The organism is Myxococcus sp. AS-1-15 (genome assembly GCF_020037055.1).
GTDB classification, from domain to species: Bacteria; Myxococcota; Myxococcia; order Myxococcales; family Myxococcaceae; genus Myxococcus; species Myxococcus fulvus.
Map to the genome: position 1 here is coordinate 327,728 of NZ_JAIQDF010000008.1, position 25,670 is coordinate 353,397.

The following is a 25,670-nucleotide window of genomic DNA, read 5'->3' on the forward strand; positions in this document are numbered from 1 at the left end:
TCTGGGCAAGCGGGCGAGGCCCTGGGTGGACGGCTCCGCCGGGTGGGCGGGGGATGTCAGGGATTGCGACGCCAGAGCTCCGCGTCGCGGGTGAAGTGCTCGCGGACCCATTGCTCGCTGGTGTCGGAGAGCTGCCACTCGCCACGGCCGAGGAGGAGCAGGACGTCGCAACGTGGGAGCAGCTGGAGCGCGGTGCGTTGCGAGTGCGCGTCCTGGAAGGCGGCCTCCGCGTTGGGGAAGCGCGTGGGCGCCAAGAGCGCGTCGTTCAACATGAGGCCGTACGGGTCGACGAACGCGGGATTGCCGAGGGGCAGGCCGGGGAGTCTGTCGGCGGCGATGGCCCACGCGGGCTCGAAGGCGCAGAGCACTGCATCCGTGGGGACGGTGGACCTGAGCGTGTCACCGAGCGGGAGGAGGAAGCGGTCCTTCTGTTTCGCGGCGCGGAGGACGCCGGGGAGGGTGGTGAGGATGAGGAGGGCGGTGACGGCGAGGGCGATTCGCTGGGTGCGCGCGCCGTGGAGTTGGCGAACGATGAAGTCCGCGCCGAGGCCCGTGAGGACGGCGGTGGTGGGGGCGAGGTGCGCGTTGTACTGGGACCAGTAGCTCTTGGAGGCGAGGAAGGTGGCGACGGTGAGGAGCCACGCGGCGCTGAAGAGGCGCTCGGTGACGGCGTCCTGCTGACGCGCGCGTGCGAGGGCCACGGTGACGCCGATGACGGTGACGAGGGTGAGGCCCAGGCGTCCGTCGACGAGGATGGAGAGCAGGCGGCTGGTGAGGCTCGAGTCTCCGTCGGGAGGGCGCAGGAGCTGGAAGCGCAGCAGGCCCTGGAGCATCGCGTCCGGGGCGAGGAGGAAGAAGGGGCCGAGCCACACCAGGCCCACGCCCGCGGCGACGAGGATGACGCGGGCGACGCGCGAGCCTTCGCGTGACATGCCGCGAGCCCAGGCGACGGCGAGGACCCAGGCGCCCGCGGTCAGCTTGATGGCGCAGGCGGTGGCGAGCAGGGCTCCGGCGAGGAGGTCTCTTCGCTGTGTCTGTCTTTGCGTGGTGGAGGGGCGGAGCCAGACCCACGCGAGGGTGAGACAGGTGAGGTTGAGGAGGGGTTCGAGGAAGGGGCCACGCTCGGTGGACACGGCCTCGGGGTAGACGGCGTAGGCGAGCGCGGCGACGAGGCCCGCGCGAGTGCCCCAGCGCTGCTGGGCGATGCGGCCGCTGAGCAGGGTGCTGAGTGCGCCCGCGAGCGGCATGAGCCAGCGGACGACGGAGAAGGCGAGGGCGGGGCCGAGGCCATGTGAGAGCGCGGCCACGGGGGAGAGCAGCACGGCGATGCCGGGCGGGTGGACGAAGAAGTAGTCGCGATAGGGCAACAGGCCCTGGTAGAGGAGCGCGGCGGCGCTGAAGTAGACACCCTCGTCGTAGTCGACGGGGTGGCCGAGCGCGCCGCCCCGGTGGAAGAAGCCCGCGATGCGCAGGAGCCACGCGCCGGCCGCGACGAGCAGCAGGGGCCACCAGGGCTGACGATGCGCGGGCTCGCGGTGCACTGGACGGCGCGTACCAGATGCCCCTGGGTGTGTCGAGGTGAACCCCGGCTCCCGGGCGCGGTTGACTCAGGGGACGTCTGGGGCGGTGACTGTCTTTATCGCGGGACCGTCCATACCCCCGGGGAGGTAGGGACGACCCTTCATGAAGCTGTCATAGCTCCCTACGTGCGATGGAAACGCGCGTGGGTTTGTGTCATGGCTATGGACAGTGACAAGGGATTGGACCTGCGATGGCAGGTGGTGGGGGGATGATGTCTGGTGATGTGTCTTCGCGCGGGGTGACGGCGGAGCCGCTGGCTCACGTCACGGCGGAGGGGCGTCCACATCTGCTCCGCGAGCACTTGATGGAGGTGGGGCGCCTGGCCGCGCTGTTCGCGGCGCGCGAGGACATGCGCGTGTTCTGTGAGCTGGCGGGACGCTGGCATGACCTGGGCAAGTACCGGCCTCATTTCCAGTCGCGCATCCGCAAGGAGAACGGCTTCGAGGCCCACCTGGAGGTGGGGAGCTCCTCGGACAAGGACCATGCGACGGCGGGCGCGCTGTGGGCCTTGCGCATGGAGCGGCGGCTGGGGCCCCTGGCGATGGCCATCGCGGGACACCACGGTGGACTGCGTGACGCGGAGAAGTTCCGGAGTCGCGTAGGAGACCCCGAGAAGCTGAAGCTCCTGGAGGAAGCGCTGACGGCGGGCGTTCCGGAAGACCTGCGTTCGCTGACGCCAGGGCTGGACTTCAGCTGGCTCGAGAAGCTCTCCAAGCACCGGCTCGAGTTCTGGACGCGGATGCTGTTCTCGTCCCTGTGCGACGCGGACTTCCTGGACACGGAGGCCTTCTACGACGCGTCCCGGGTCGAAGCGCGGCGCGTCGGCGCGACGTTGGAGCAGCTCGCGCGAGCGCTGCGGGCCTTCATGGACCAGAAGCAGAGCGGTGCGCCGGACACGCCGGTGAACCGGGTCCGACGCGAGGTGCTCTCGGCGGTGCTCGCGCGCGCGCCGAGTCCGCCGGGTGTCTTCAGCCTCACCGTGCCCACGGGCGGCGGCAAGACGCTGACCTCCATGGCGTTCGCGCTGGAGCATGCTCGGGCACGAGGGCTTCGGCGGGTCATCGTCGCCATCCCCTACACGTCCATCATCGAGCAGAGCTCGGGGGTGTATCGGGAGGCCTTTGGCGAGCTGGGGAGCGCCGTCATCGAGCACCACTCGTCCGTGGACCCCAAGCGGGAGACGGCGCTCAACCGCGTGGCCAGCGAGAACTGGGACGCGCCGGTCATCGTCACCACCACGGTGCAGCTGTTGGAGAGCCTGTTCGCCTGTCGGACCTCGGCGTGCCGCAAGCTGCACAACATCGCCGGGAGCGTCATCGTATTGGACGAGGCGCAGACGCTGCCTCCCGCGCTGCTGACCACCATCCTGGACGGGTTGAAGACGCTGGTGGAGGACTACGGCTGCTCGGTGGTCATCTGCACCGCGACCCAGCCCGCGCTGGGCATGCGTCCTGGGTTTCCCGAGGGCTTTTTCTCGGTCCAGGAGCTGGTGCCGCCGGAGCTGAACGCCTTCGAGCGGCTGCGCCGCGTGACGGTGCGCTGGCCCGAGAGCCGCGAGCCCATGTCCTATGAGGCGCTGGCCGAGGCCGTGGCCGGCGAGCGCGATGTGCTCGCGGTGGTCCACCGTCGGGATGACGCGCGCGAGCTGTGCGCGCTGGTGGACGCGCGTGTCGGTGAGGGGACGACGCTGCACCTGTCCGCGCTGATGTGCCCGGAGCATCGCTCCAGGGTGCTGGCGGACATCCAGAAGCGGAAGCGGCGCGGGGAGCCGGTGCGACTGGTGGCGACGCAGTTGGTCGAGGCCGGCGTGGACCTGGACTTCGCCGTCGTCTACCGGAGCCTGGCGGGGCTGGACTCGCTGGCTCAGGCGGCGGGGCGCTGCAATCGCGAGGGTCGGCTGGAGACGCTCGGCGAGCTCCGTGTGTACGAGGCGAAGACGCAGCCGCCCCCCGGCGTGCCGCAGGCGGCGCTGGCGGTGACCCGGACGCTGCTGGCGCAGGACCCCGCGCTGGACCTGTTCTCACCCGACAGCTTCCGTCGGTACTTCGAGCGGCTCTACGCGAACGCGGCTCGGGATGGGAAGGGCATCCAGGAGGCTCGGGCGGCGCTCAAGTACGAAGAGGTCTCCACGAAGTTCCGGCTCGTGGAGGACGACTGGAGCGCGCCCGTGGTGGTGCCCTTCGAGGGCTGTGAGGCGGTGCTCGACGAGGTGCGGCGACTGGGGCCCTCGCGTGAGCGGCTGCGGGCCTTGCAGCGCTTCACGGTGACGGTGCCGCGCAAGCTCCGCGAGGTCTGGGTGGAGCGGGAGCTGGCGGGCGTCGCGGCGGAGACGGTGGTGTTCCTCGGGCCCGAGCATCGGTCCGCCTACGACGAGACCTTCGGGCTGCTGCGCGACCGGGTGGGAGTGCTCGACCCGGCCTTCCTCATTCCCGGCTGACGAACTTCAGGAGGTGTGTGGATGAAGACGAGCAAGCGGTTTCGCGTGCGGGCCCGAGGGCCCGTGGCCTGCTTCACCCGCCCGGAGATGAAGGCCGAGCGGGTGAGCTACGAGGTGATGACACCCTCGGCGGCGAGGGGCGTCTTGGAGGCCATCCTCTGGAAGCCGGCCATCCGCTGGCAGGTCCACGAGATCGCCGTCCTCGCGCCCGTGCGGTGGACGAGCTTCCGCCGCAACGAGGTGAACAGCCGCGCCGTGGTGGGGAAGTTCGACTACGCGGCGGACGAGGACCGCGCGCAGCGCAACACGGTGGCGCTGCGAGATGTGGACTACGCCATCACCGCGTCGTTCTCGCTCGTGGCGGGCAAGGCGGGCCCCGAGGACAACGTCCGCAAGTTCGAGGAGATGTTCGAGCGGCGGCTGGAGAAGGGGCAGTTCTTCCACGCGCCGTACCTGGGCTGCCGCGAGTTCGCCGCGCGCGTGGAGCCGATGGTGGAGGACGTCCGGCCCGTGGACCTGGAGGTCGAGCGCAGACCACTGGGGCTCGTGTTCTACGACTTCGAGTTCGGTGAAGCGACGCGCCCGCTGTTCTTCGAGGCGTCCCTGGACCGGGGCGTGCTCCACGTGCCGGGCCGGGACGAAGTGCTCAAGCAGAACGGAGGCCAGCCATGATGCTCACGGCGCTCAACGACTTCGCGCGCGAGCGCGGGTTGGTGGACGACCCGCTCTACGAGACGAAGCCCGTGGACTTCCTCATCCGCCTGAGCGCGAAGGGGAAGCTGCTGGGACTGGAGCCCACGCAGGACGAGAAGGGACGGGGCAAGCCCCTGTCGATTCCGAGACTGCCAACGCGCGCCGTGAACATCGCCGCGGGCTTCCTGGCGGACAACACCAAGTACGTCCTGGGCCATGACCCCGAGGCCCGGGAGGGCAAGGCCGACAAGGGGGCGCCACGGCTGGCTGCCTTCGTGAAGCTGGTGAAGGAGGCGGCGGCGGACACGAAGGTGCCCGAGCTGCGCGCCGTGGAGAAGTTCCTCGAGGACGACGCGGCGCGCGCGAAGGTCGTCGAGGAGCGCGCGGCGGATGAGTGGACGGGCTCGGAGTTGTTCGCCTTCGTCGTGGGCGATTCGCTCGACCCCGTGCATCAGCTCCCCGAGGTCCGTGCATGGTGGGAGAAGCGGAGCGCGCACGCCGCCGCCCAGGGCAAGGTCGGTCTGTGTCTGGTGACCGGGACCGTGGGCGTGGTGGCGCGGACCCATCCGAAGTTGAAGAACATCCCGGAGGCCCAGGGCGCGGGGGCGGCCCTGGTGTCGTTCAACGCGGACGCCTTCGAGTCGCATGGGATGGAGCAGGGAGACAACGCACCCGTCTCGCAGCAGGCCGCGCTCGGGTACGTGCTCGCGCTCAACGACCTGCTCCGCAAGTCGGAGACCCGCCGGTTCCGACAAGGCATCCAGCTGGGGGATGGCTCGGTGTTGGTGTTCTGGACCAACAGCACCGCCGAGCAGGAGAGCCAGCTGCTGGCCCTGCTCGACCCGACAGAGGAGGACCTGCGGCGCTTGCTGGAGGCGCCGCTCATCGGGCTGGAGCCGGGTGCGCTGGATGCGAGGCGCTTCTATGCCGTCACCCTCGCTGGCAACTCCGGCCGTGTCGCCGTGCGCGACTGGTTCCAGACCAGCGTCGGTGAGGTGAAGGAGAGCCTTCGCCGGTACTTCGCGGATCTGCGGCTGGGCGCGGTGGCACAGGACAAGCCCACGCCCATCTGGCGCCTGCTCAAGGCCGTCGAGGCCCCGTCTGGACGCGGGCTGAGTCCCGACGTCGCGACGCGGATGCTGGGCGCGGCGTTGAGGGGACAGCCCTTCCCGCGACAGCTGCTCTCAGCGGCGTTGGACCGTCTGCGGCTTCCCCCCTCGGACGACAAGCTCGAGCGCGAGCAGCTCCGCCTCCGCGTCGCGCTCATCAAGGCCACCCTCATCCGGCTTCCCCGCAGTGGACCCACTTCCCTGGAGGTCTCCGTGTCATTGGACAAGAGCAACACGTCCCAGTCGTATGTCCTCGGTCGGCTCTTCGCAGTGCTGGAGCGCCTGCAGGGCGCGGCGCTGGGCGACATCAACGCCAGCATTCGTGATCGATATTTCGGTGCGGCCTCGCGCAACCCCGTCACCGTCTTCCCCCGGTTGCTCCAGCTCTCCGTGCACCACGCCTCGAAGGCGGAGGCTGGCGGCTGGTTGGAGAAGAAGAAGGGCGAGGTGATGGCGCTGCTGCCCTCGGAGAATCCCTTCCCGCCCGTGCTCTCGCTCGAGAACCAGGGGCTCTTCGCGGTGGGCTACTACCACCAGCGCGAGGATTTCTTCACGAAGCGCCCGCAGGCCGAAGGCAAGGCCGCGAAGGACGCTTCCTCCAAGTCTGACGACTGACCACCGCTTCCACGATTCCCATACGAGAGAGAGAGAACGCCATGTCCGAGCTCAAGAACCGCCACGACTTCGTCCTGCTGTTCGACGTCCAGGATGGCAACCCCAACGGAGACCCCGACGCGGGGAACCTGCCGCGCATCGACCCGGAGACGGGAGACGGCCTGGTCACGGATGTCAGCCTCAAGCGCAAGGTGCGCAACTTCATCCTGCTCACTCAGGAGAAGAAGCCCGGGTTCGACATCTTCGTGAAGGAGAAGGCCGTCCTGAACTCCACCATCGCCCAGGCCTACAAGGACCTGGGCGTCGACCTGAACGAGAAGCCCAAGAGCGACAAGGATGGCAAGAAGCGCAACACCAAGGGCGAGGCCCAGGGCTCCGAGGTGGACCAGGGCCGTGCGTGGATGTGCAAGACGTTCTTCGACGTGCGGACGTTCGGCGCCGTCATGTCCACGGGCGCCAACGCGGGACAGGTCCGCGGGCCGGTGCAGCTCACGTTCGCCCGCTCCGTGACGCCCATCGTCTCGCTGGAGCACTCCATCACCCGCATGGCCGTGGCCACCGAGGCGGAGGCGGAGAAACAGGGCGGCGACAACCGCACCATGGGGCGGAAGAACACGGTGCCGTACGGGCTCTACCGCGCGCATGGCTTCGTCTCGCCGCACCTGGCGAAGCAGACGGGCTTCAGCTCGGGGGACCTGGACCTGCTGTTCAAGGCCTTCCTGAACATGTTCGAGCTGGACCGCAGCGCGGCGCGCGGCCTGATGTCCATGCGCAAGGTCATCGTGTTCAAGCACGGCTCGGAGCTGGGCAATGCGCCCGCGCACGCGCTGTTCGACCGGGTGCAGGTGACGCCCGTGAACGGGGAGAAGCCCGCGCGCTCGTTCAAGGACTACACGGTGAAGGTGGACACCGCGAAGCTGCCGCAGGGCATCGAGGTGATGGAACTGGCGGGATGACCTCCGCTCGCGAGACGTGGGTGGCGCTGTCCGCCTTGCAGCACCTGTTGTTCTGTGAGCGGCAGGCGGCGCTCATCCACGTGGAGCAGCTCTGGCGGGAGGATGTGCGCACCGCGACGGGGCGGCTGCTACATGAGCGGGTGGACCTGCCCGGGCATGATGCTCGGCCCGGGCGGCGCGTGGAGCGCGCGGTGCGGCTGGGGTGTGAGCGGCTGCGATTGGTGGGGCGCGCGGACCTGGTGGAGTACCACCCGGAGGCCTCGAGCCCCACCGGGTGGCGGCCGTATCCCGTGGAGGTGAAGCGGGCGAAGCGCAAGTCACACGAGGCGGACTGTGTGCAGCTCTGTGCCCAGGCGCTGTGCCTGGAGGAGATGCACGGTGTCCCTGTTCCCGAGGGCGCGCTGTTCCATGGCGCGCAGCATCGGCGGCAGGTGATTGTGCTGGATGCGCGGCTGCGGGCCCGGACGGAGGAGGCGGTGGCTCGGATGCATGAGCTGCTGGCGCGGGGGAGCGTGCCCGTGGTGGCGAGGGCTCCGAAGTGTGAGTCGTGCTCGCTGGAGCCGCTGTGCCTGCCGCACGTCACGGCGGGACAGCGGCGTGCCTCCGAGCATCTGCGGCGGATGGTGGACCTGGAGGAGGTGTCGTGACCACCGCGCTCAATACGCTGTTCATCACCGTGGAGGGCACCCGCCTGAACAAGGAAGGGGAGCGGGTGGTGGTGACGGTCCAGGACGTGAAGAAGGCGGAGGTGCCGCTGCGACACCTGCGCTCGGTGGTGTGCCTGACTCGGGCCTGGATGACGCCGGAGCTGTTGGAGAGCTGTGTGGAGGCGGGCATCCACGTGTCCTTCTTCGGGATGACGGGGCGCTTCCTGGCGCGCGTCGAGGGGCTTCCTGGGGGAAATGTGCTGCTGCGCCGCGAGCAGTATCGCGCGGCGGATGATGGGGGGAGGACGCTGGCCATCGCTCGGGCGATGGTGGTGGGGAAGGTGAGCAACGCGCGGCAGTTTCTCCTGCATGCGAAGCGGGACGCGGCGGCGGAGCAGGCGCAGCCGTTGGAGGAGGCGGCGCGGAAGCTCGCCGAGCACTTGCGTGCGGTGGGGCGAGCGGAGGAACTGGAGCAGGTGCGCGGGCTGGAGGGCATCGCGGCCCGGGACTACTTCGAGGTGTTCCCGAGCCTGCTCAAGGGCGGGGCGCGACGGTTCGGGTTCGATGGGCGCAACCGGCGGCCTCCGAGGGACCCGCTGAACGCGCTGCTGTCGTTTGGTTATGCGCTGCTGGCGCAGGACTGCTCGGGGGCATTGGCGGGAGTGGGGCTGGACCCGGCGGTGGGGTTTCTTCATGAGGACCGGCCGGGGCGGCTGTCGCTGGCGTTGGACTTGATGGAGGAGCTGCGTGCGCCCGTGGTGGACCGGCTGGTGTTCTCGCTGGTGAACCGTGGGCAGCTCAAGCCGGAGGACTTCAAGGAGGAGGCCGCGGGTGCGGTGATGCTGCGGGACGAGGCGCGCAAGGCGTTCCTCGTGGCGTACCAGGCGGCGAAGCAGGTGGAAGTCCAGCATGTCTTCCTGGGGCAGCAGACGAGCTGGGGGCTGGTGCCGCACCTGCAGGCGTTGTTGCTGGCGAGGACCCTTCGAGGGGAGTTGGACGGATATCCTCCGTTCGCGGTGCGCTGATGCGGAAGGTCACCGTGCTCGTCTGCTACGACGTCCAGGTGAGTGACCCGACGGGACCCAAGCGGCTCCGGCGGATGGCTCGGATGTGCAAGGACCATGGGGTCCGGGTGCAGTACTCGGTGTTCGAGTGTGTTCTGGAGCCGAAGGACTGGGTCGTGCTGCGCGCACGGCTGCTCTCGGAGATGGATGCGGAGAGCGACAGTCTGCGGTTCTACTTCTTGAGCGAGGATGTCGCTCGGAAGACGGAGCACCATGGCACGCGGATTCCATTGGATGTCGAGGGGCCGCTCATCCTGTGAGCGGCTTGCCTGCCCTGACTGGGGCGCGCGAACCTGTCCCGGTGCGTGCTTCGTCGGAGGTTCGCGCTCTTTGAAATCTCCAATAGTCGTAGGGAGTTATGTCGTGTGGACCGGGAATGTGGACTGGGTGGACTGTCCTGTGGACCCAGGTTCGCGCGGACCGGCCGGATTCCCGAGTGATTGTGGTAGTTTGGACGGGCAGGGTCGCTCCTCGTGACCGGGAGGAGCGTGGATTGAAACCCGCCAAATCCAGACACGCAGGCGCGTGTCTCTGGTCGCTCCTCGTGACCGGGAGGAGCGTGGATTGAAACTTCCCGTGCCCGCGCCCACTCATCGCCAACTGGGTCGCTCCTCGTGACCGGGAGGAGCGTGGATTGAAACAACACTGGCTCGTTCGTGAACATCGCCCAGGCCACGTCGCTCCTCGTGACCGGGAGGAGCGTGGATTGAAACTTGTCGCCGGGCACCACCTTGCGAATGAAGACGAGTCGCTCCTCGTGACCGGGAGGAGCGTGGATTGAAACCCGCGCAGTAGGAAGCTGCCCTCAGGGGGAGGTGCTCGTCGCTCCTCGTGACCGGGAGGAGCGTGGATTGAAACCTCTACCCACAGATTCAGCATGCCGTTGCCCAGGAGCGTCGCTCCTCGTGACCGCGAGGAGCGTGGGTTGAAACTGGAGATGGAAGAGGAGGAAGCGTGAACTTCATGGTCGCTCCTCGTGACCGCGAGGAGCGTGGGTTGAAACGGGCCGAGGTCGTAGACGCCTCTGCCGGGGCTCGTCGCTCCTCGTGACCGCGAGGAGCGTGGGTTGAAACGCTGGGACGTAGCAGCGCGGAGTGAGCCCCGTCAGTCGCTCCTCGTGACCGCGAGGAGCGTGGGTTGAAACGGGTGTTGCTACGGCGGTGCTGCGACTACGTCGTCGCTCCTCGTGACCGCGAGGAGCGTGGGTTGAAACGCCCACGTCTCGGTGAAGTCGGCCGCGTCGGCCAGGTCGCTCCTCGTGACCGCGAGGAGCGTGGGTTGAAACGATGGGGTCTGGGCGCTCTCCGAGCACGCTGAGGTCGCTCCTCGTGACCGCGAGGAGCGTGGGTTGAAACTTGAGGTTGGCCAGCGTGCGCTCGCTGTCCACGAAGGTCGCTCCTCGTGACCGCGAGGAGCGTGGGTTGAAACACCTTGACGGCCATGCCCACCGAGAAGGGGCGAGTCGCTCCTCGTGACCGCGAGGAGCGTGGGTTGAAACCCTTTGGCCTCCAGTGCATTTTTCTCAGCCCGGGTCGCTCCTCGTGACCGCGAGGAGCGTGGGTTGAAACCGCCAAATCCACATTGAGCGCTGCGCCCTAAATGGTCGCTCCTCGTGACCGCGAGGAGCGTGGGTTGAAACCTCGTGGTGGGCACTGCGGAGGGCCCGAGTCAGGTCGCTCCTCGTGACCGCGAGGAGCGTGGGTTGAAACGCCCTCGGCGTCCGTCAGCGGGCCGTCAGGCGGCGTCGCTCCTCGTGACCGCGAGGAGCGTGGGTTGAAACTGACGAGGACAGCACCGTCGTCATCAGCCTGCTGTCGCTCCTCGTGACCGCGAGGAGCGTGGGTTGAAACGTCTGCTGCTGCATCTGGGCATTCGCGAGGTTCGGTCGCTCCTCGTGACCGCGAGGAGCGTGGGTTGAAACGGCCTGCCGCACCAGGGCGCGCCTGACGGTGCGTCGCTCCTCGTGACCGCGAGGAGCGTGGGTTGAAACCTTCCCCGCAGTCTCCAGCCTGGCGCGGGGCCGTCGCTCCTCGTGACCGCGAGGAGCGTGGGTTGAAACGTTGTAGAAGTCCTGCGCCATGACGAAGTCCGGGCGTCGCTCCTCGTGACCGCGAGGAGCGTGGGTTGAAACGGCGTGAAACCGGCCTCACGCATGCCGGCCTTGTCGCTCCTCGTGACCGCGAGGAGCGTGGGTTGAAACTCACGCAACATGGGGCGGATGAGGTCCCACGTCCGTCGCTCCTCGTGACCGCGAGGAGCGTGGGTTGAAACCACTCCGGGCAGCGGCGGCGCGTCGCGGCCTTCTGTCGCTCCTCGTGACCGCGAGGAGCGTGGGTTGAAACACCTCGACGCGGTACAGGGCGTACTTGTCCTTGAGTCGCTCCTCGTGACCGCGAGGAGCGTGGGTTGAAACATCGCGGGGGACAGCGACTCCACCGCCCGGAAGTCGCTCCTCGTGACCGCGAGGAGCGTGGGTTGAAACTCTGCGGCGCGGGCGCGCGCGTCAGCGATTGAAGTCGTCGCTCCTCGTGACCGCGAGGAGCGTGGGTTGAAACTGGCTCGACACGCTCAGCATGAGCCGCGCTCTGTCGCTCCTCGTGACCGCGAGGAGCGTGGGTTGAAACAAGGCCGGCGACGCCTTCTCCTTCGCGACCACGGTCGCTCCTCGTGACCGCGAGGAGCGTGGGTTGAAACTGCGCCAGAGGTGGAGGAGTTGGTGGACGCGAAGGTCGCTCCTCGTGACCGCGAGGAGCGTGGGTTGAAACCAGACGACGTGCGTTTCGGACTCCGCGCCGTCAGTCGCTCCTCGTGACCGCGAGGAGCGTGGGTTGAAACTCCCCCACCTCGGACAGCGCCGCGCGCAGCGGCAGTCGCTCCTCGTGACCGCGAGGAGCGTGGGTTGAAACTGGAGCTCCGCCCGAGCCGGGCGCGGCACCATGTCGCTCCTCGTGACCGCGAGGAGCGTGGGTTGAAACATGAGGTAGCCGGTGAACACCTTCTCCCCGTCCAGTCGCTCCTCGTGACCGCGAGGAGCGTGGATTGAAACACCCGTACATCCACTCGAGGCAGTGCCACGTGGTCGCTCCTCGTGACCGCGAGGAGCGTGGGTTGAAACTCGAGTCCCTCCGGTGACCGCATGGGCCCAGGAAGTCGCTCCTCGTGACCGCGAGGAGCGTGGGTTGAAACCATGCCGCTCGGTCGGGGTAGTCCGCCGCCATCGTCGCTCCTCGTGACCGCGAGGAGCGTGGGTTGAAACAATGATAGGCGCAGCCTCGCGCGTCGCTTGGGCCGTCGCTCCTCGTGACCGCGAGGAGCGTGGGTTGAAACGTCAGCTCGCGCTTGATGTTCATCGCCTCCTGGGTCGCTCCTCGTGACCGCGAGGAGCGTGGGTTGAAACTGTACCACGGGGATGCACAGGCGCGCGGCCTCCGTCGCTCCTCGTGACCGCGAGGAGCGTGGGTTGAAACAGCTGCGCCTCCTGCTTCGCCGCCAGCTTGGGGGGCGCTCCTCGTGACCGCGAGGAGCGTGGGTTGAAACACCAGCAGAGGTAGAATTCAGGCGAAGTTGAAGGTCGCTCCTCGTGACCGCGAGGAGCGTGGGTTGAAACATCGGCGGCGTCTACGGCAGCCTCAACCAGCAGGGTCGCTCCTCGTGACCGCGAGGAGCGTGGGTTGAAACAGGGCCTCAAGCTCATCGTCGGTCAGCATCGGAAGTCGCTCCTCGTGACCGCGAGGAGCGTGGGTTGAAACTCAGGCGGGAGGCGCGTCAGTTTCTCGTACAGCGTCGCTCCTCGTGACCGCGAGGAGCGTGGGTTGAAACACGTGTCACCGGCCGATACGGCGTTGTCGAGAAGTCGCTCCTCGTGACCGCGAGGAGCGTGGGTTGAAACGCGCGCGCGGCCTTGTGCGCCGCGAGGTCCTTCGGTCGCTCCTCGTGACCGCGAGGAGCGTGGGTTGAAACATGTTGTTCGCACCGGCCGAGGCGGGCGGACGCCTGTCGCTCCTCGTGACCGCGAGGAGCGTGGGTTGAAACGCACCGTCCTCCGCGCCGAGTGTCTCGGCGCGGTCGCTCCTCGTGACCGCGAGGAGCGTGGGTTGAAACCCCGGGCCCGCGTTGCACAAGCTGCGCTCAGGTGGTCGCTCCTCGTGACCGCGAGGAGCGTGGGTTGAAACCAGGAGGAGATTCGCAGCATGCGCCCGGGGCAGTCGCTCCTCGTGACCGCGAGGAGCGTGGGTTGAAACCACTGGTCACGGCCGCCACGCCCAGGTGTCGGCGTCGCTCCTCGTGACCGCGAGGAGCGTGGGTTGAAACCACTCGGCGGGGAAGCGGTCCACGCGCGAAGGTGCGAAGTCGCTCCTCGTGACCGCGAGGAGCGTGGGTTGAAACTTGACCACTTGGCGCGCCTCGACCGCGCCGGAGGTCGCTCCTCGTGACCGCGAGGAGCGTGGGTTGAAACTCCGTCTCCGCTACCACCTCCCCATGCACCATGGTGTCGCTCCTCGTGACCGCGAGGAGCGTGGGTTGAAACTGGTTCGCGGTGCCCACGTCCTTGGCGCCCCGCGTCGCTCCTCGTGACCGCGAGGAGCGTGGGTTGAAACTCAGCGGTCAATGCTCATATCCGGGCGCTGTCCGTCGCTCCTCGTGACCGCGATGAGCGTGGGTTGAAACCCATGTCGAATGCGACCAAGCAGTACACGTCCACGTCGCTCCTCGTGACCGCGAGGAGCGTGGGTTGAAACTCCCCCTCGCCGCACCAGCGATGAAACGTGGTGTCGCTCCTCGTGACCGCGAGGAGCGTGGGTTGAAACACGTGCTCGGGGCGGTCGAGGGCGCGGAACAGCAGTCGCTCCTCGTGACCGCGAGGAGCGTGGGTTGAAACCAGCGAGTCGGGGCACCTCATGGGCGGCCCCCGCAGTCGCTCCTCGTGACCGCGAGGAGCGTGGGTTGAAACAACGCCGGGGCGACCGAGGCCGACATTTGGCCCGTCAGTCGCTCCTCGTGACCGCGAGGAGCGTGGGTTGAAACTTCTACGTGGCCAAGGCCTCCCGCTCCGAGCGCGGTCGCTCCTCGTGACCGCGAGGAGCGTGGGTTGAAACGATGACGTCGAACGCGGCGTCGCCGGGATCCACCGACAGTCGCTCCTCGTGACCGCGAGGAGCGTGGGTTGAAACGTGACCCCAAGGTCATGGCCGAAATCATCGAGGGTCGCTCCTCGTGACCGCGAGGAGCGTGGGTTGAAACTCTTGCATGCGTCTCTCCCGGCTGACGGTGGCGTCGCTCCTCGTGACCGCGAGGAGCGTGGGTTGAAACGCAATGGCGTCAAGCAACTCGGACTCAATGGGCGTCGCTCCTCGTGACCGCGAGGAACGTGGGTTGAAACACGGACCGCATCCTCGCGGAGAACGCCGGGCTGTCGTCGCTCCTCGTGACCGCGAGGAGCGTGGGTTGAAACCGGTTCCGGGGCCATCTGTCTTTGGCCCGCGTTTGTCGCTCCTCGTGACCGCGAGGAGCGTGGGTTGAAACCTCGATGTGGAGCCAGTCGTGCTGTTGCGTGCGTCGGGTCGCTCCTCGTGACCGCGAGGAGCGTGGGTTGAAATATCACGGACGCGGGCAACGAAATCCTGGTGAAGTCGCTCCTCGTGACCGCGAGGAGCGTGGGTTGAAACTCCATGTCCAGCCAGAGCGTGAGCTGCACCTGTCGCTCCTCGTGACCGCGAGGAGCGTGGGTTGAAACCAGGCGTCATCGTTCGACACAATCGGCTCGTCGTCGCTCCTCGTGACCGCGAGGAGCGTGGGTTGAAACGGTGCGCCGGCCCGGTGGCACCACCACGAACTGTCGCTCCTCGTGACCGCGAGGAGCGTGGGTTGAAACCAGCACGCTGGTTAGAATGCCCTGCAGATGGGGTCGCTCTCCGTCACGGCAGAGAGCCTGAGGCGCATGCCTCAACCAGATGATCTAAGGTCCAATGTCGGAGAGGGGATGGCGCGATTCTTCTGGGTAGACGAAGACAACGCGGTCGTGCGCCGGCATGGCGGTGAGGTTCATGGCGGGCGCAAGTGGAAGCTCCCTGGGTTGCTGCGGTGCCCGACGTGTGATGCCACGTGGAGTGGCTCCGGACATTTCTTCCCTGGCGTGGACCTGTCCTCGCTGCCAGAGCGTCGTGAACTCGAGAGGGCGAGGCCCGAGCCTCTTCCCGAGCTCGACCGCTTGCGTGCGCTGGTTCGCCCCTTCACCCCCTCAGGTGCCGCACTGCCTCCCGGAACAGGCTTCGGACCGCTGGAGGGAACGGGATTCGGAAAGCTCCCGGCGTTTGCCTGGGTCGTCGAGGTGCTGCTCGTCCACCAGCAAGCCCTGGAGATGCTCCAGGCGGAAGGTCTCCGAGGTCTCCAGGGGTTCCCTGCCGAGCTGAGGTTCCGACAGAAGAATCCACCAGCTCTGGTCGAGCTGCAGGCTCCGCCACTGGGACGACTGCACCCGGATTGCTTTCCTCCGAGTCATCCTCCCCCATGCCCGACCTGTGGTCGGCTGGGACTCCGGCGGCCTGATGAGCCCATCCTGGAGGCGGCTTCTCTTCCCACGGACATCGACCTGTTCCGTGTGGGCAACTTCGCCACGATGGTCATTGGCACCTCGCGCTTCAAGGAGGCAGTCGAACAACTCGGGCTCGATGGCCTCACCTTCCGCGAACTCCCCCTTCGTTGAGGCTCGTTCGGGAGACCGCGTGGGACTGTGCGAGGATGTCAGCCGCCTTCTCGACTCCAGGTCGTGGGCTTTGGCGCTCGATTGTTCCCAGCGAGGGGTGGTGGATGTCCGGTGAGAACTTCTACGACCTGGGGATTGCGGACCTCCCTCAGTGGGTCCTGGAGCTGCCTGTTCTGGCTGCTGGTGGCGAGTTGGAAGACCCCTGGATGTTCGGAGATGGAAGGCACCTTCCCGACCCAGGACCGCTGAGGAGCAGACCGTTTCGTGATGGACCGCAGCGGTCTTTCTCCGTGGCGAACGCAGGGCGAACTCCTATCGCGGATGAACAGGTCGCGAGGGTCTTTCTCACGCTGGCCCCAGACGACGTCCAGGCCTTCCTCATCGAGGTCGAGGGCGCGAAGACGGCGCTCTACATCATCAATGCAACCCGGTGCTTCAATTGCGTCGATGAGGAGAGCTCCTTGGAAGTGCAGCGCTACCCTCCAGAGGATGTCGCGCCTGAAAGGGTGGGGATGTACCGCGCTATTCACGGGCTGCGCATCGACCCGTCCAGGACAGCGGGAGCCCGTGTCTTCCGGCTACAGGGCTACTCCTCCGCGTTCATTGTCTCCGAGGAGATCAAGAGTGCATTGGAGGAAGTCGGGAATCTTGGAGTGACGTTCGAGCGCGTCACTGGACCGCGCTGAAGACGGATGAAGGTGGGGACACATGGGGCGGTTCTTCTGCATCGGTGAAGACACGGAGACCGTGGCCGGATACGGCGGGAGCTTCAATGCCGAGCATCGGTGGTTCCTGCCCGGAGTGAAGGACTGTCCCGGCTGTCGCGCGAGCTGGAGTGACCTCGGCTGCTCCTACCCCAGTGTCGACCTGTCCCCCATCGCGGAGCACCGCTCGTTCGAGGAGAACAGGTCCGAACCCTTCACGGAGTTCGTGCGACTGCGTGAGCTCGTCCGCCCGCTGCTCCCTCCCGGTTCCCCACTGCCTCCAGGCACGGAGCTCGGTCCCCTCACCGGCAAGGCGCTCGGGAAGTTCCCTTCGTTCTCCTGGTTCATCGCTTCGCTCGTCGTGAACCTCGGGGACCTGGAATCACTCCAGGAACAGGGACTGACAGGACTCGTCGGTCACCCCACCGCGCTGACGGCGCGTCAGAAGCCCGTGACGGACCTGGTGGAACTCGAGGTCCTCTCTCGCGGCTCCCTGCATCCCGCTTGCTTCCCTCGGAACACACTCGCGCCTTGCTCGACCTGCGGTCGGCTCGCGCTCCGTCGTCCCGACAAGCCCATCCTCGACGCGGCCTCACTGCCCACCGACCTGGACCTGTTCCGCCTCACGAACTCCTCCGCGCTGCTCATCGTCACCGAGCGCTTCAAGGACGCTGTCGAAGCGCTGGGACTCGATGGCCTCACCTTCGCCGAAGTGACCTCACGCTGAACCGCCCCAGGGGCGCAGGAACGCCTCCGTCTGCTCAAGGATGAAGGGCAGGGACGCGGTCAGCTCGTGGCCGTCGTCCACCTCCACCAGCTTCACGTTGCGACGGCCCTGGGCCCACCGGCGCGAGTTGGCGATGTCACACGTGTCGTCCGCGCGCCCATGGATTAACAGCGTGGGCACCCTCACGTCGGGCCAGTTCCCCAGGCGCTCGTCCAACGCCAGCGCGTCCTCGACGAAGCCCCAGTGGACTTTCGACGTGCGCTTCTCCACGAAGTCCTCCGTCGGAATCCAGCCCGTCGTCCGCCAGTGCTCCCAGAGCGCCTCGCCCATCCGCTTTCGCAGCTGCGTCACGATGTGGAACGCCGGCGCCATCAACACCAGGCCACACACCCGCGCGTCCTCCGCCGCGACTCTCGCCGCCGTCAGCCCTCCCAGGCTCGAACCCAACAACACCACCCGGTCCTGCTTCCCACCCAGCGCCGCTCTCACCGTGTCCGTGATGGCGCTCAGCTTCAGCTCCTCGAACGAGGGCACCCGCAGGTTCAACCGCTCGATGTGGACGCCCAACGGCTCGAAGTGGCGGCTCAACGCCAGACCCTTCGTCGAGTTCGGGCCGGACGCGAAGCCATGCAGATACATGAAGCGAGGAGCCAGGGGCGCGGGCGCTGGAGGAAGGTCGCTCATGTCCTCCACTGTAACGTCGCCCCGGGCCCCCGGCTCAGGTGATTCCCCGGTCACTTCACCTCACGCGCGAGCCTCGAGTCCCACGGGCACCAATGGCCACCCGGCAGGAACGCGCCCCCCGCCTCGTCCAGGTGGTCCTCCACGTACGTCATGTTCGCGTCGCAGACCTCGATGGCCACCTCGAAGAAATTGATGGTCGACGGGTCCAGGTGGAACGAGAACCTCGGGTTGTACGGCTGGGTCCGCTTCATGATGCGCCCATGCACGTGGATTCGGTTCTTCTCCTCGCCGGAGAGAATCCTCCGGGCGTGGGCAATCGTGTTCTCGTCCGTCAGCTCGATGACGAACTCGACACCGGGGGAGCTCGGCTGCGTGAAGGCGAAGCGGGCGGCGTTGGCCATGGGGCGACTCCTGTGAGGGTGAGGAGCGCCGATGTAGAGGCCCTTCAACTCCCTCACCACGCGCCCGCAGGGCAGGTGTGGAGAACCGGTGCATTCCTCGCGCTCCCCCGCAGCCTTTTCGACAGCGGGCCACTCACCCTCGCGGCTTGCGTCGCCTCGCGAGACGAGCCGCGTGCTCCGGATTCAACATCTTCACGTACGCCAGCATCCCGTCGATGCGCGCGCGCTGCTTCGCGTCCCCGCCGTCCTCCTGGTGGATCATCGCCCGCAGCTTGCGCCGCTCCTCGCGAGACAGCCCGAGCCCCGCGTTCACCGTCACGCCCGTGACGCGCTGTCGTCCACCCCGACGCTGCACCCGCGTCTTCGCGGCGTTCACCTCGAAGCCCTCGTCCCTCACGTACCTCGCGGCGAGCGCTCGCACCTTCTCCATCGCCCCCACGTCATCCCCGGAGAACGTCAGGTCATCCGCGTAGCGCGTGTACGTCGCCCCATACCTCCGCGCCAGCCCCGCGAGCCGCCGGTCCAAGCGCATCACCACCGCGTTGCACAGCCCGGGGCTCGTCGGCGCGCCCTGCACGCACGAGCGCGGCCCCACCGGCACGTGGAACACCGTCCCCTCCACCTCTACCGGCTGCCGCTCCGCCTCCGTCATCAACACCGCCAGCGTCGCCGCCACCGGATAGCCATACCCCAACGCGAGCAGCAGCCCGCGCACCCGCCCCACCGTGACCGACGGGAAGAAGTCCTTCACGTCCAGCTTCAACACCACCCGACGCCCCACGTGCGGCGCCGCGCCCGTCTTGATGGAGCGCCCCGACACGAAGCCGTGCGCGTGCTCGCTGCAAGGCAGCTTCGCCACCAGCAACGTCAGGAGCCGACGCTGCACCGCCTTGAGCTTGCGCTTGGGCGCATGCAGCAGCCGCGTGCCCCCCGAGCGCTTCGGCACCGAGAACGTCACGTAGTGCGACACCCGCTCCCGGACCCGGTGTGTCGCGTAGTGCCGGAGCTGGCCCACGGTGAGCTCCAGCGCCGCCGCCACGTCCTCCTCCGTCCGCCACACCGGCAGCCCGTAGCGCGTCAGCTGTGCCTCGTCCGTCAGCAGGTCGCGCACGTCGCGGTTGCGCGTGCGGAACGTCGTGGAGAAGAAGCGCCGCGCCTCACCCCGGGTCATCAGGGGCTTGCGGCCCGGGGTGTAGACGCGCCTGCCCTTGGGCAGGAGTCGCGCGTCCCGGATGATTTCGCGCCGGTGTCCGGGCTTCAGCGGGCCCGAGGTGGCCACCGTCTCCCGCACCACGTCCGCCGCGCGTCCGCTCGCGTCGCGCGTGGAGGCGTCGAGCCGCGAGACATCCCGCGTCACCGGCTTCGGGGTGAAGAGCCCCTTGAACCAACCCAGCGTCGAGTCGAACCAGCTCATGGTGCTCCGGGAGGGGCCAGGGGACGACCTGCGAGGCGCTGGACCCGGGGCTCCCTGCGTTCCGTACGCAGGGACCCTGGAGAAGAAGTGGGGACAAAACACCGCCGCGGCGAAACACCGCGGCACCGACGGCTCATCTGTGAGCCCCAGCCCTTCCCGTGAGCGTCACCGGTTATCGTCATCGCCGCCGTCCTCGTCAAGCGTCTCGCCCTCGCCGTCCTGGTCGCTCCGGGCCTCGGGCCTCTCCGCCTGTCGGAGCGCCTCCAGCGCGGCCTCCGAGGGCGCCGCCGAGCTCGCCCGCTCCTTGCGCCGTGCCTTCGCCACCCGCAGCAGCGCGAGCAGGTGCGCGCACGGCCCGTGGTTCATCAGGTTCTCGCGGAAGAACTCGCACTTGCACGTGCCGAACAGCAGCCGGTCCTCGTCGTTCAGCACCAGCTCCACGGCGGTCTGCGGACCCACGCTCCCGTGCACCACCCAGTCGCGATGCACGACCTCGCGCAGCACGTGGCCCTCGGGCGTCGGCAGCTTGCGCACCTTGCGCGTCTCGCGCACGTCCTCGCTCGTCACGACCACCTGGCCCACCGCCGTCAACCGCTCCGCCTCCTCGCGCCTCGGGTCCGGCGGATACATCCGTCCCAGGTCCACCGGCGTCGCGAACAGCTCACGGTGACGCCAGCGCCGCGCCTCGACGTCGAACATCACCCGTCCCGCCGCGCACTGCGCCGCCAGCGCTGTCGCCACTCGCGCCTTGTCCGCGCCCAGGGCCTGAACGACCTCCTCCGTGGACGCGTGGAAGCGCTCGCGCAAGAGCCCGAGCACGCGTGCCGCCAGCGCCTCGTCCCGCTCGGGCTCCAGGAGCAGGTCCATCCCCGCCGTGCCTGTCCACCGGTTCGCCGTCCACCCGGACAGCCCCAGCACGAAGCGCACGCGCGGCCCCAGGTGCACGCTGTAGAAGTGCGGCAGCGCGCGGCCCTTCAGGTACACGTCCACCGAGTCCGCGTACGGCAGCAGCGGCTCGAGCAAGCGCAGCCGACGCCGTCCCCACGTGCGCACCGTGCGCGGCTCCGTGTGTCCATGCACCGCGCCTCGCAGCGGCACCACCTGCTCCCAGGGCTCCAGCACCAGCCTCGCGTCCTGGTCCGGCGTGAACTCGTACCGCAGCGCTCGCGGTGACACCCGCGCCTTGGTGAACGTGAGGAAGCGCACCGCGGCGAGCAGGTCCACCGGACGCACCGTCAGCTTCGTGCCCGGCATCGCCATGCCGCCCTGGAGCTGGAGGAAGCCTCGCACCCAGTCGTCCGGCACCTCCACCTTCTGCTCGAAGCGTCCGCCCGCGCGCTCCGTGCGCACCTCGAAGCCCTCGGCGCCCACGCGCAGGTGCGTGTCCCGGCTGGTGCGCAGCTCCCCCAGCGCGGACCACAGCCACGCGGTGAAGTCCACGTTCGTCGTGCCGCAGGCCACCTCGCCCTCGGGCTCGAAGCACTCGCGGTCCACGATGACCATCCCGTACGCGCTCTGGTCCTGGCTGAACGCCTCGAAGAAGACCCGGTCCGGGTGCACGGTGATGATGGGGTCCAGCACTCCCCACCACGTCGAGGTCCACTCGTCCGAGTGCCAGATGAGCTGCCCCAGCGCCTGCAGCGCCAGTCGCAAGGGCAGCACGTCCTTCGCCACCTTCGCGTGGAAGCGCACCGGCCGGTGCTGGTCCACTGACAGGCCCAACAGTGAGCGCTCGCGCGTGGACTCGAAGACGGAGGGCGTCGCATACGACAGGCCAAAGGTCGTCACGGCGAGGTCTCCTTCGTGGGCGCTGAGAAGACGCGGGGTGTCTCGGCGGGGCCGCGCAGCTCGGGCCAGCGCCGGAGCACCTTCGCCAGCAGCTCCACCAGCTCCTCCTTGGGATAGCGCTGGTCGGGCAGCGCGAAGGCGTCGCGCATCCGGGCGAGCAGCCTTCGCGCCGTGTCCACGTCATGCAGCGCCGCGTTGGTCAGCGCGCCGAAGGCCATCAGCCGCGTGCGACGGTGCAGGGGCCGCAGGAGCGCGGCCTGGAGCACGTCCGTGTTGCTCGCGGCGAGCTCACGCGCGCGCGGGGCGTCGCGACCGAGCAGCCGGAACGCGAGCGCCTGCACGTGAATCTGCGGCGACTCCAGCAGGTCCCTCACCGCGCGCGGGTCCGCGAGGTAGAGGTCATCCGAGCGCATGAGCAACAGCCGCGCGAGCCGGTTCTGCGACAGGAGCGTCTTGTCCGCCCAGATGGCGTACGCCGGTATCGCCCCGAGCACGTTGGCGGCGCGGCGCGCGAAGACGCCGTCCTCCTTCGGCAGCTCCTCGTAGTGCGTGGCGAGCGCGTCCAGGACCCGAACCCACTCGCGCTGACGCTTGTTGCCCGCGTGCGTGGGCTGGGCCTGCGTCGCCGCGCGGCTGGCGAGGAAGTCCAGCAGCTCCTCGTCCCGGCGCTCCAGCGCGCGCCCCACCAGCTCCGGGTACGACGAGCGCCAGCCGGAGGACACGTGCATGCGGAACGGTCCGCGGAGCAGCTCCGGGAAGCGCGCGTACAGCATCACCGCCGTGGGGTCCGTCAGCGGCAGCACGCGGGTGACGCCGAGGCCGGGCCGGTTCCACTCGCCGCCGGTGCCCGCGACCTGGAGCAGCCGCCCGCGCGTCACCGCCGGGTCCGCCTTCGCGTCGTGCACCAGCTTGAGCACCTCCTGGTCGAAGGTCTCCGCCGTCGCCGACGTGCGCAGCGCCGCGCCCCACACGTCCTCCCAGCCGCGCACCCGGCACAGCTCCAGCAGGTCCGGCAGGCCCTTGGCGTTCTTGGCTCTGGCGCGAAGGCCGGCCCAACGCGGGAAGACCGTGGACAGGTGCGCGAGCAGGTAGGGCACCACGTCGCGCCCGCGCTTCTCCGCCAGCTCCACGAAGACCTCCGCCGCTCCCGTCGGCGCGACGTCCGGGTGGTGCTCCTCCAGCGCGCGCACCAGCGCCTGGGAGTCCTTCACCGACTGCGTGAGCGCGAACACGTCCGCGCGCCACGCGTCCTCGGTGACGAGCCGGCGATAGAGGGCCCAGGCGAGCTCGGTGTCGCCGCGCGCGAGCAGCCGCTCCCGCAGCGTGGTCCACATCGCGTGCTGCTTCTCCTGGGGAACCCCGGGACCCCACGCGAAGGGCAGGCGTTGACGGATGAAGGGCCGCGCCAGCTCCGCGTCCACGTCATCCAGCGCGAGCGCCGTCGCCTCGTCGAGGCGCCCCGTCTCCACGTCCAGCTTGGTCAGCACCAGCTGCCGGGCCGCCCGCGTCCTGGCATCACGGAAGCGCTGGGTGAGGTCCTCGCGCCAGCGGGCCTCGGCCTTCTTCAGGCCCAGGCCCTGCTGCCGCCACTCGTACAGCCGACGGAAGACCTCCACGTCGTCGTGGCGGTCCGCGTCCGCGAGCCACGTCTCCAGCGCGGCGGCGTTCTCGCCCTGCCAGGGGTCCACCCACTTCCCGGTCGCGGTGAGGTTGCCCACCCTCAGCCACGACAGGATGAGCGGACGGAACAGCACGCGGTCCCGCACGTGCAGCGACGGGCCCCACAGCCAGGAGAACTCCCGGAACCAGGGCCGCTGCGCGAGCGCCTCCAGCTGTGCGCGCAGCTCCGCGTTGGACTGTCTGCGCGCGAAGGTGCTCCGGATGGCGGCGTCCATCTCCCGCGCCTCGCGTCGTCTGCGCTGCTCCCAGCTCTCGCTCACACGTGGAGGTCTACACCGTCCGGCCGAGGGTGCGCACGATGGAAGGTGAGGCTCAGAAGCGGACCACCGGACCGACAATCACGGACTGGAGGAGCTTGGCGCACTCGTTCACCGACTCGCGCGTGAGCTTCACGTCGCAGAACTGGAACGCGGTGGCGGCGGAGATGCCCCAGCGCGAGCTGAACCAGCCATCCACGCCCACGCGGAAGGCCATGCTCGTGGTGTCCACGTTCTTGCGCAGGAAGGTGCCGAACTCGTCCGGCGCGAAGGTGCTGCCCCAGCTCTTCGACAGCCTGGCGCCCACCCACGGGTTGATGGGCTTGTCCCGGAAGAAGCGCAGCCGCGCCTCGATTCCCACCGCCTTGTAATCCAGTTGCGTCCGCTCCAGGCGGTCCTGCCGGGCCGCGTCCCGCAGCTCGTTGCCCCACGTCTCGGAGACCTCCGCGAGCAGGCCGATGGACAGCCCCGGCGGCGACTCCACGCCCAGGTAGCCGTGCAGCGCGGGGCCCTTCGCGCGCAGGTCGCTCAGGTGGTCCAGGGTGATGCCCGCTCCCAGCGACGCGTAGCCATGCCAGCCATCCGCCACCGCTTGCGTGCCCACACCGAGCACGCCCACCAGCGCCACCCACTTCGACATCTTTTTCATGGAACGCAGTCTATGTCCGACCTGACGCCGGGGCATGAAGAGGTGTGTCGTGTCATGAAGGCCGGTGGCGTCCCGTCACGAAGGCGCCCCCGGTCGGCCTGGGTGGGCGACCTGGCCATTCCTCTCGCGCTGGAATCCCGGCACCGCGAGGCAGGCGTGTGTCGACTGGAGGGTGTCCGGGGACTCTTCGCGCCGGCCAAGTCCGGCGGTTAGGCTTTCGTGCATGTCCGTCACCTTCGAAGCCGCGGCCAGCGCCGTCCGCGATGCCCTCTCCGACGCGGGTCGGGGGCTGGTCGAGCGCGAGGCCATGGTGGAGCTCATCGCGCTGTCCGCCGTCGCCGGTGAGCACCTGCTCGTCATCGGGCCGCCCGGCACCGCCAAGAGCGAGGCCGTCCGTCGCACCGCTCGCGCGCTGGGCGGCTCCTACTTCGAGTACCTGCTGGGCCGCTTCACCGAGCCGTCGGAGCTGTTCGGTCCGGTGGACCTGCGCAAGCTGCGCGAGGGGCTGGTGGAGACGCAGACCACGGGCATGCTGCCGGAGGCGGACGTCGCGTTCCTCGACGAGGTCTTCCTCGGCTCCACCGCCATCCTGAACACGCTGTTGGGGTTGCTCAACGAGCGGACGTTCCGGCGGGGGCACACGCGGATGAAGTGCCCGCTGCGCGTCTGCGTGGGCGCGGCGAACGCGCTGCCGGAGGACGAGTCGCTCGCGGCGTTCGCGGACCGGTTCCTGGCGCGCATCTTCGTCGAGCCGGTGCCGGACCCGCGACTGGAGGACCTGCTCACCGGCGGCGCGATGCCGTGGGACGCGGAGGGCGGGCGGTGGGTGTCGTTGGAGACGCTCGATGTGCTCTCGCGAGCGGCGCGGGAGGCGGACCTCGCGGCCGTCCGGCCGCAGCTGGCGCATGCGCTGCGCTCGCTGCGCGCGGCGGGGCTGGGGTTGTCGGACCGGCGCGCGGTGAAGGCGCAGCGGCTGGTGGCGGCCGCTGGGGTGCTCGCGGGGCGATTGGTGCCCACGGCCTCGGATTTGTGGCCGCTGGTGTACGTGGTGCCGACGAAGGAGGGACAGGCGCTCGCGCGCGATGTGCTGCGAGAGGTGCTGGCCTCGTCGGAGAACCCGGCGCTCGCGGCGGCGGCGCTGGAGGCGAGTGCCGGTCCCCGGGCGCGCGCGCAGCGGCTCGCGCAGGCGGGACAGGCGCTGCTCGCGGAGCGGCCCGCGTCGGACTCGGCGGAGGCGCTCGCGGTCTGGCGGCTGAAGCTGGAGGGCGTGGCGCGGGAGATGGACGCGAGCTTCGCTCCGGAGTCGCTGAGCGATGACCTGAAGGTGCTGCGCGCGGGGCTCACCGAGGCGCTCGCCGTGAATGGGGCGGCGACTTCCGAGACGGTGGCCCGGGTGCAAGGGGTCTGAGGCGCACCGAGGGGTCTTCTGGCCCCGGTGCTCGGACCCTGGCGAGGACAGGCTGTGGGGAGGCGTGTGTGTCGAAGCATGGACAGGCGCGGCGTGACGCGGGTGCTCGCCGGGAGCGGACGATGAGCGGGTGTGCGGCGGAGCGCGGACAGG

At 68.7% G+C, this 25,670-nt stretch carries 18 protein-coding genes and 1 CRISPR repeat array; of the genes, 11 read left to right on the forward strand and 7 right to left on the reverse strand.

Annotated features, from left to right (window positions below; all coding sequences use genetic code 11):
- Positions 1-56: 56 nt before the first annotated feature.
- Entirely contained in the window at positions 57-1,541 is a 1,485-nt protein-coding gene (locus K8625_RS23000) for a glycosyltransferase family 39 protein (protein WP_223783912.1), read from the reverse strand.
- A gap of 248 nt (positions 1,542-1,789) precedes the next feature.
- Here K8625_RS23000 and cas3 point away from each other — a divergent pair, with 248 nt between their 5' ends.
- The 10 genes from cas3 (at position 1,790) to K8625_RS23050 (ending at position 17,236) form a co-directional block, all read left to right on the forward strand.
- Entirely contained in the window at positions 1,790-4,018 is a 2,229-nt protein-coding gene (gene cas3, locus K8625_RS23005) for a CRISPR-associated helicase Cas3' (RefSeq protein ID WP_223751149.1), read from the forward strand.
- Between the two features lie 21 nt (positions 4,019-4,039).
- Entirely contained in the window at positions 4,040-4,690 is a 651-nt protein-coding gene (cas5c, locus tag K8625_RS23010) for a type I-C CRISPR-associated protein Cas5c (protein ID WP_223751148.1), read from the forward strand.
- Positions 4,687-6,435 (forward strand): type I-C CRISPR-associated protein Cas8c/Csd1, encoded by a 1,749-nt coding sequence (gene cas8c / locus K8625_RS23015; protein ID WP_223751147.1) that lies wholly within the window; start codon positions 4,687-4,689, stop codon positions 6,433-6,435. Before cas5c ends, cas8c begins: the two co-directional genes overlap by 4 nt.
- 41 nt (positions 6,436-6,476) lie before the next feature.
- Positions 6,477-7,391, forward strand: a complete 915-nt coding sequence (gene cas7c / locus K8625_RS23020; RefSeq protein WP_223751146.1) for a type I-C CRISPR-associated protein Cas7/Csd2 — start codon at positions 6,477-6,479, stop codon at positions 7,389-7,391.
- The gene (gene cas4, locus K8625_RS23025) at positions 7,388-8,038 is read left to right on the forward strand and encodes a CRISPR-associated protein Cas4 (RefSeq protein ID WP_223783913.1); all 651 of its coding nucleotides are present in this window, start codon (positions 7,388-7,390) and stop codon (positions 8,036-8,038) included. Before cas7c ends, cas4 begins: the two co-directional genes overlap by 4 nt.
- Entirely contained in the window at positions 8,035-9,063 is a 1,029-nt protein-coding gene (cas1c, locus tag K8625_RS23030; RefSeq protein ID WP_223783914.1) for a type I-C CRISPR-associated endonuclease Cas1c, read from the forward strand. Before cas4 ends, cas1c begins: the two co-directional genes overlap by 4 nt.
- A complete protein-coding gene (cas2, locus tag K8625_RS23035) occupies positions 9,063-9,362 on the forward strand; it encodes a CRISPR-associated endonuclease Cas2 (RefSeq protein WP_223783915.1) in 300 nt (99 codons plus the stop codon). Before cas1c ends, cas2 begins: the two co-directional genes overlap by 1 nt.
- Positions 9,363-9,565: 203 nt before the next feature.
- Positions 9,566-14,974: direct repeats of the CRISPR family, unit length 37 nt; unit sequence GTCGCTCCTCGTGACCGCGAGGAGCGTGGGTTGAAAC.
- A 108-nt stretch (positions 14,975-15,082) separates the two neighbouring features.
- Positions 15,083-15,805, forward strand: a complete 723-nt coding sequence (locus tag K8625_RS23040; RefSeq protein ID WP_223751142.1) for a double-CXXCG motif protein — start codon at positions 15,083-15,085, stop codon at positions 15,803-15,805.
- Between the two features lie 104 nt (positions 15,806-15,909).
- Entirely contained in the window at positions 15,910-16,491 is a 582-nt protein-coding gene (locus tag K8625_RS23045) for an imm11 family protein (protein WP_223751141.1), read from the forward strand.
- 22 nt (positions 16,492-16,513) lie between these two features.
- The gene (locus K8625_RS23050; RefSeq protein ID WP_223751140.1) at positions 16,514-17,236 is read left to right on the forward strand and encodes a double-CXXCG motif protein; all 723 of its coding nucleotides are present in this window, start codon (positions 16,514-16,516) and stop codon (positions 17,234-17,236) included.
- Here K8625_RS23050 and K8625_RS23055 read toward each other — a convergent pair.
- The 6 genes from K8625_RS23055 to K8625_RS23080 all read right to left on the reverse strand — a co-directional run bounded on the left by K8625_RS23055 (position 17,228) and on the right by K8625_RS23080 (position 24,109).
- A complete protein-coding gene (locus K8625_RS23055) occupies positions 17,228-17,920 on the reverse strand; it encodes a YqiA/YcfP family alpha/beta fold hydrolase (RefSeq protein ID WP_223783916.1) in 693 nt (230 codons plus the stop codon). The genes K8625_RS23050 and K8625_RS23055 overlap by 9 nt on opposite strands.
- Before the next feature lie 50 nt (positions 17,921-17,970).
- A complete protein-coding gene (locus K8625_RS23060) occupies positions 17,971-18,321 on the reverse strand; it encodes a calmodulin (protein ID WP_223751138.1) in 351 nt (116 codons plus the stop codon).
- A 133-nt stretch (positions 18,322-18,454) separates the two neighbouring features.
- Complete coding sequence (locus tag K8625_RS23065; protein WP_223783917.1) at positions 18,455-19,735, reverse strand: reverse transcriptase family protein; 1,281 nt, start codon at positions 19,733-19,735, stop codon at positions 18,455-18,457.
- 165 nt (positions 19,736-19,900) lie between these two features.
- Positions 19,901-21,523 carry an SWIM zinc finger family protein gene (locus K8625_RS23070; protein ID WP_223783918.1) on the reverse strand — a complete coding sequence of 541 codons (1,623 nt, stop codon included), beginning with the start codon at positions 21,521-21,523 and terminating at the stop codon, positions 19,901-19,903.
- Entirely contained in the window at positions 21,520-23,463 is a 1,944-nt protein-coding gene (locus K8625_RS23075) for a gliding motility protein (RefSeq protein ID WP_223783919.1), read from the reverse strand. The genes K8625_RS23070 and K8625_RS23075 overlap by 4 nt, the downstream gene beginning before the upstream one ends.
- A 52-nt stretch (positions 23,464-23,515) precedes the next feature.
- A complete protein-coding gene (locus tag K8625_RS23080; RefSeq protein ID WP_141323493.1) occupies positions 23,516-24,109 on the reverse strand; it encodes a hypothetical protein in 594 nt (197 codons plus the stop codon).
- Between the two features lie 223 nt (positions 24,110-24,332).
- On the opposite strand from K8625_RS23080, the gene K8625_RS23085 reads away from it, so the two are divergent.
- Entirely contained in the window at positions 24,333-25,517 is a 1,185-nt protein-coding gene (locus K8625_RS23085; protein WP_223783920.1) for an AAA family ATPase, read from the forward strand.
- Positions 25,518-25,670: the final 153 nt, after the last annotated feature.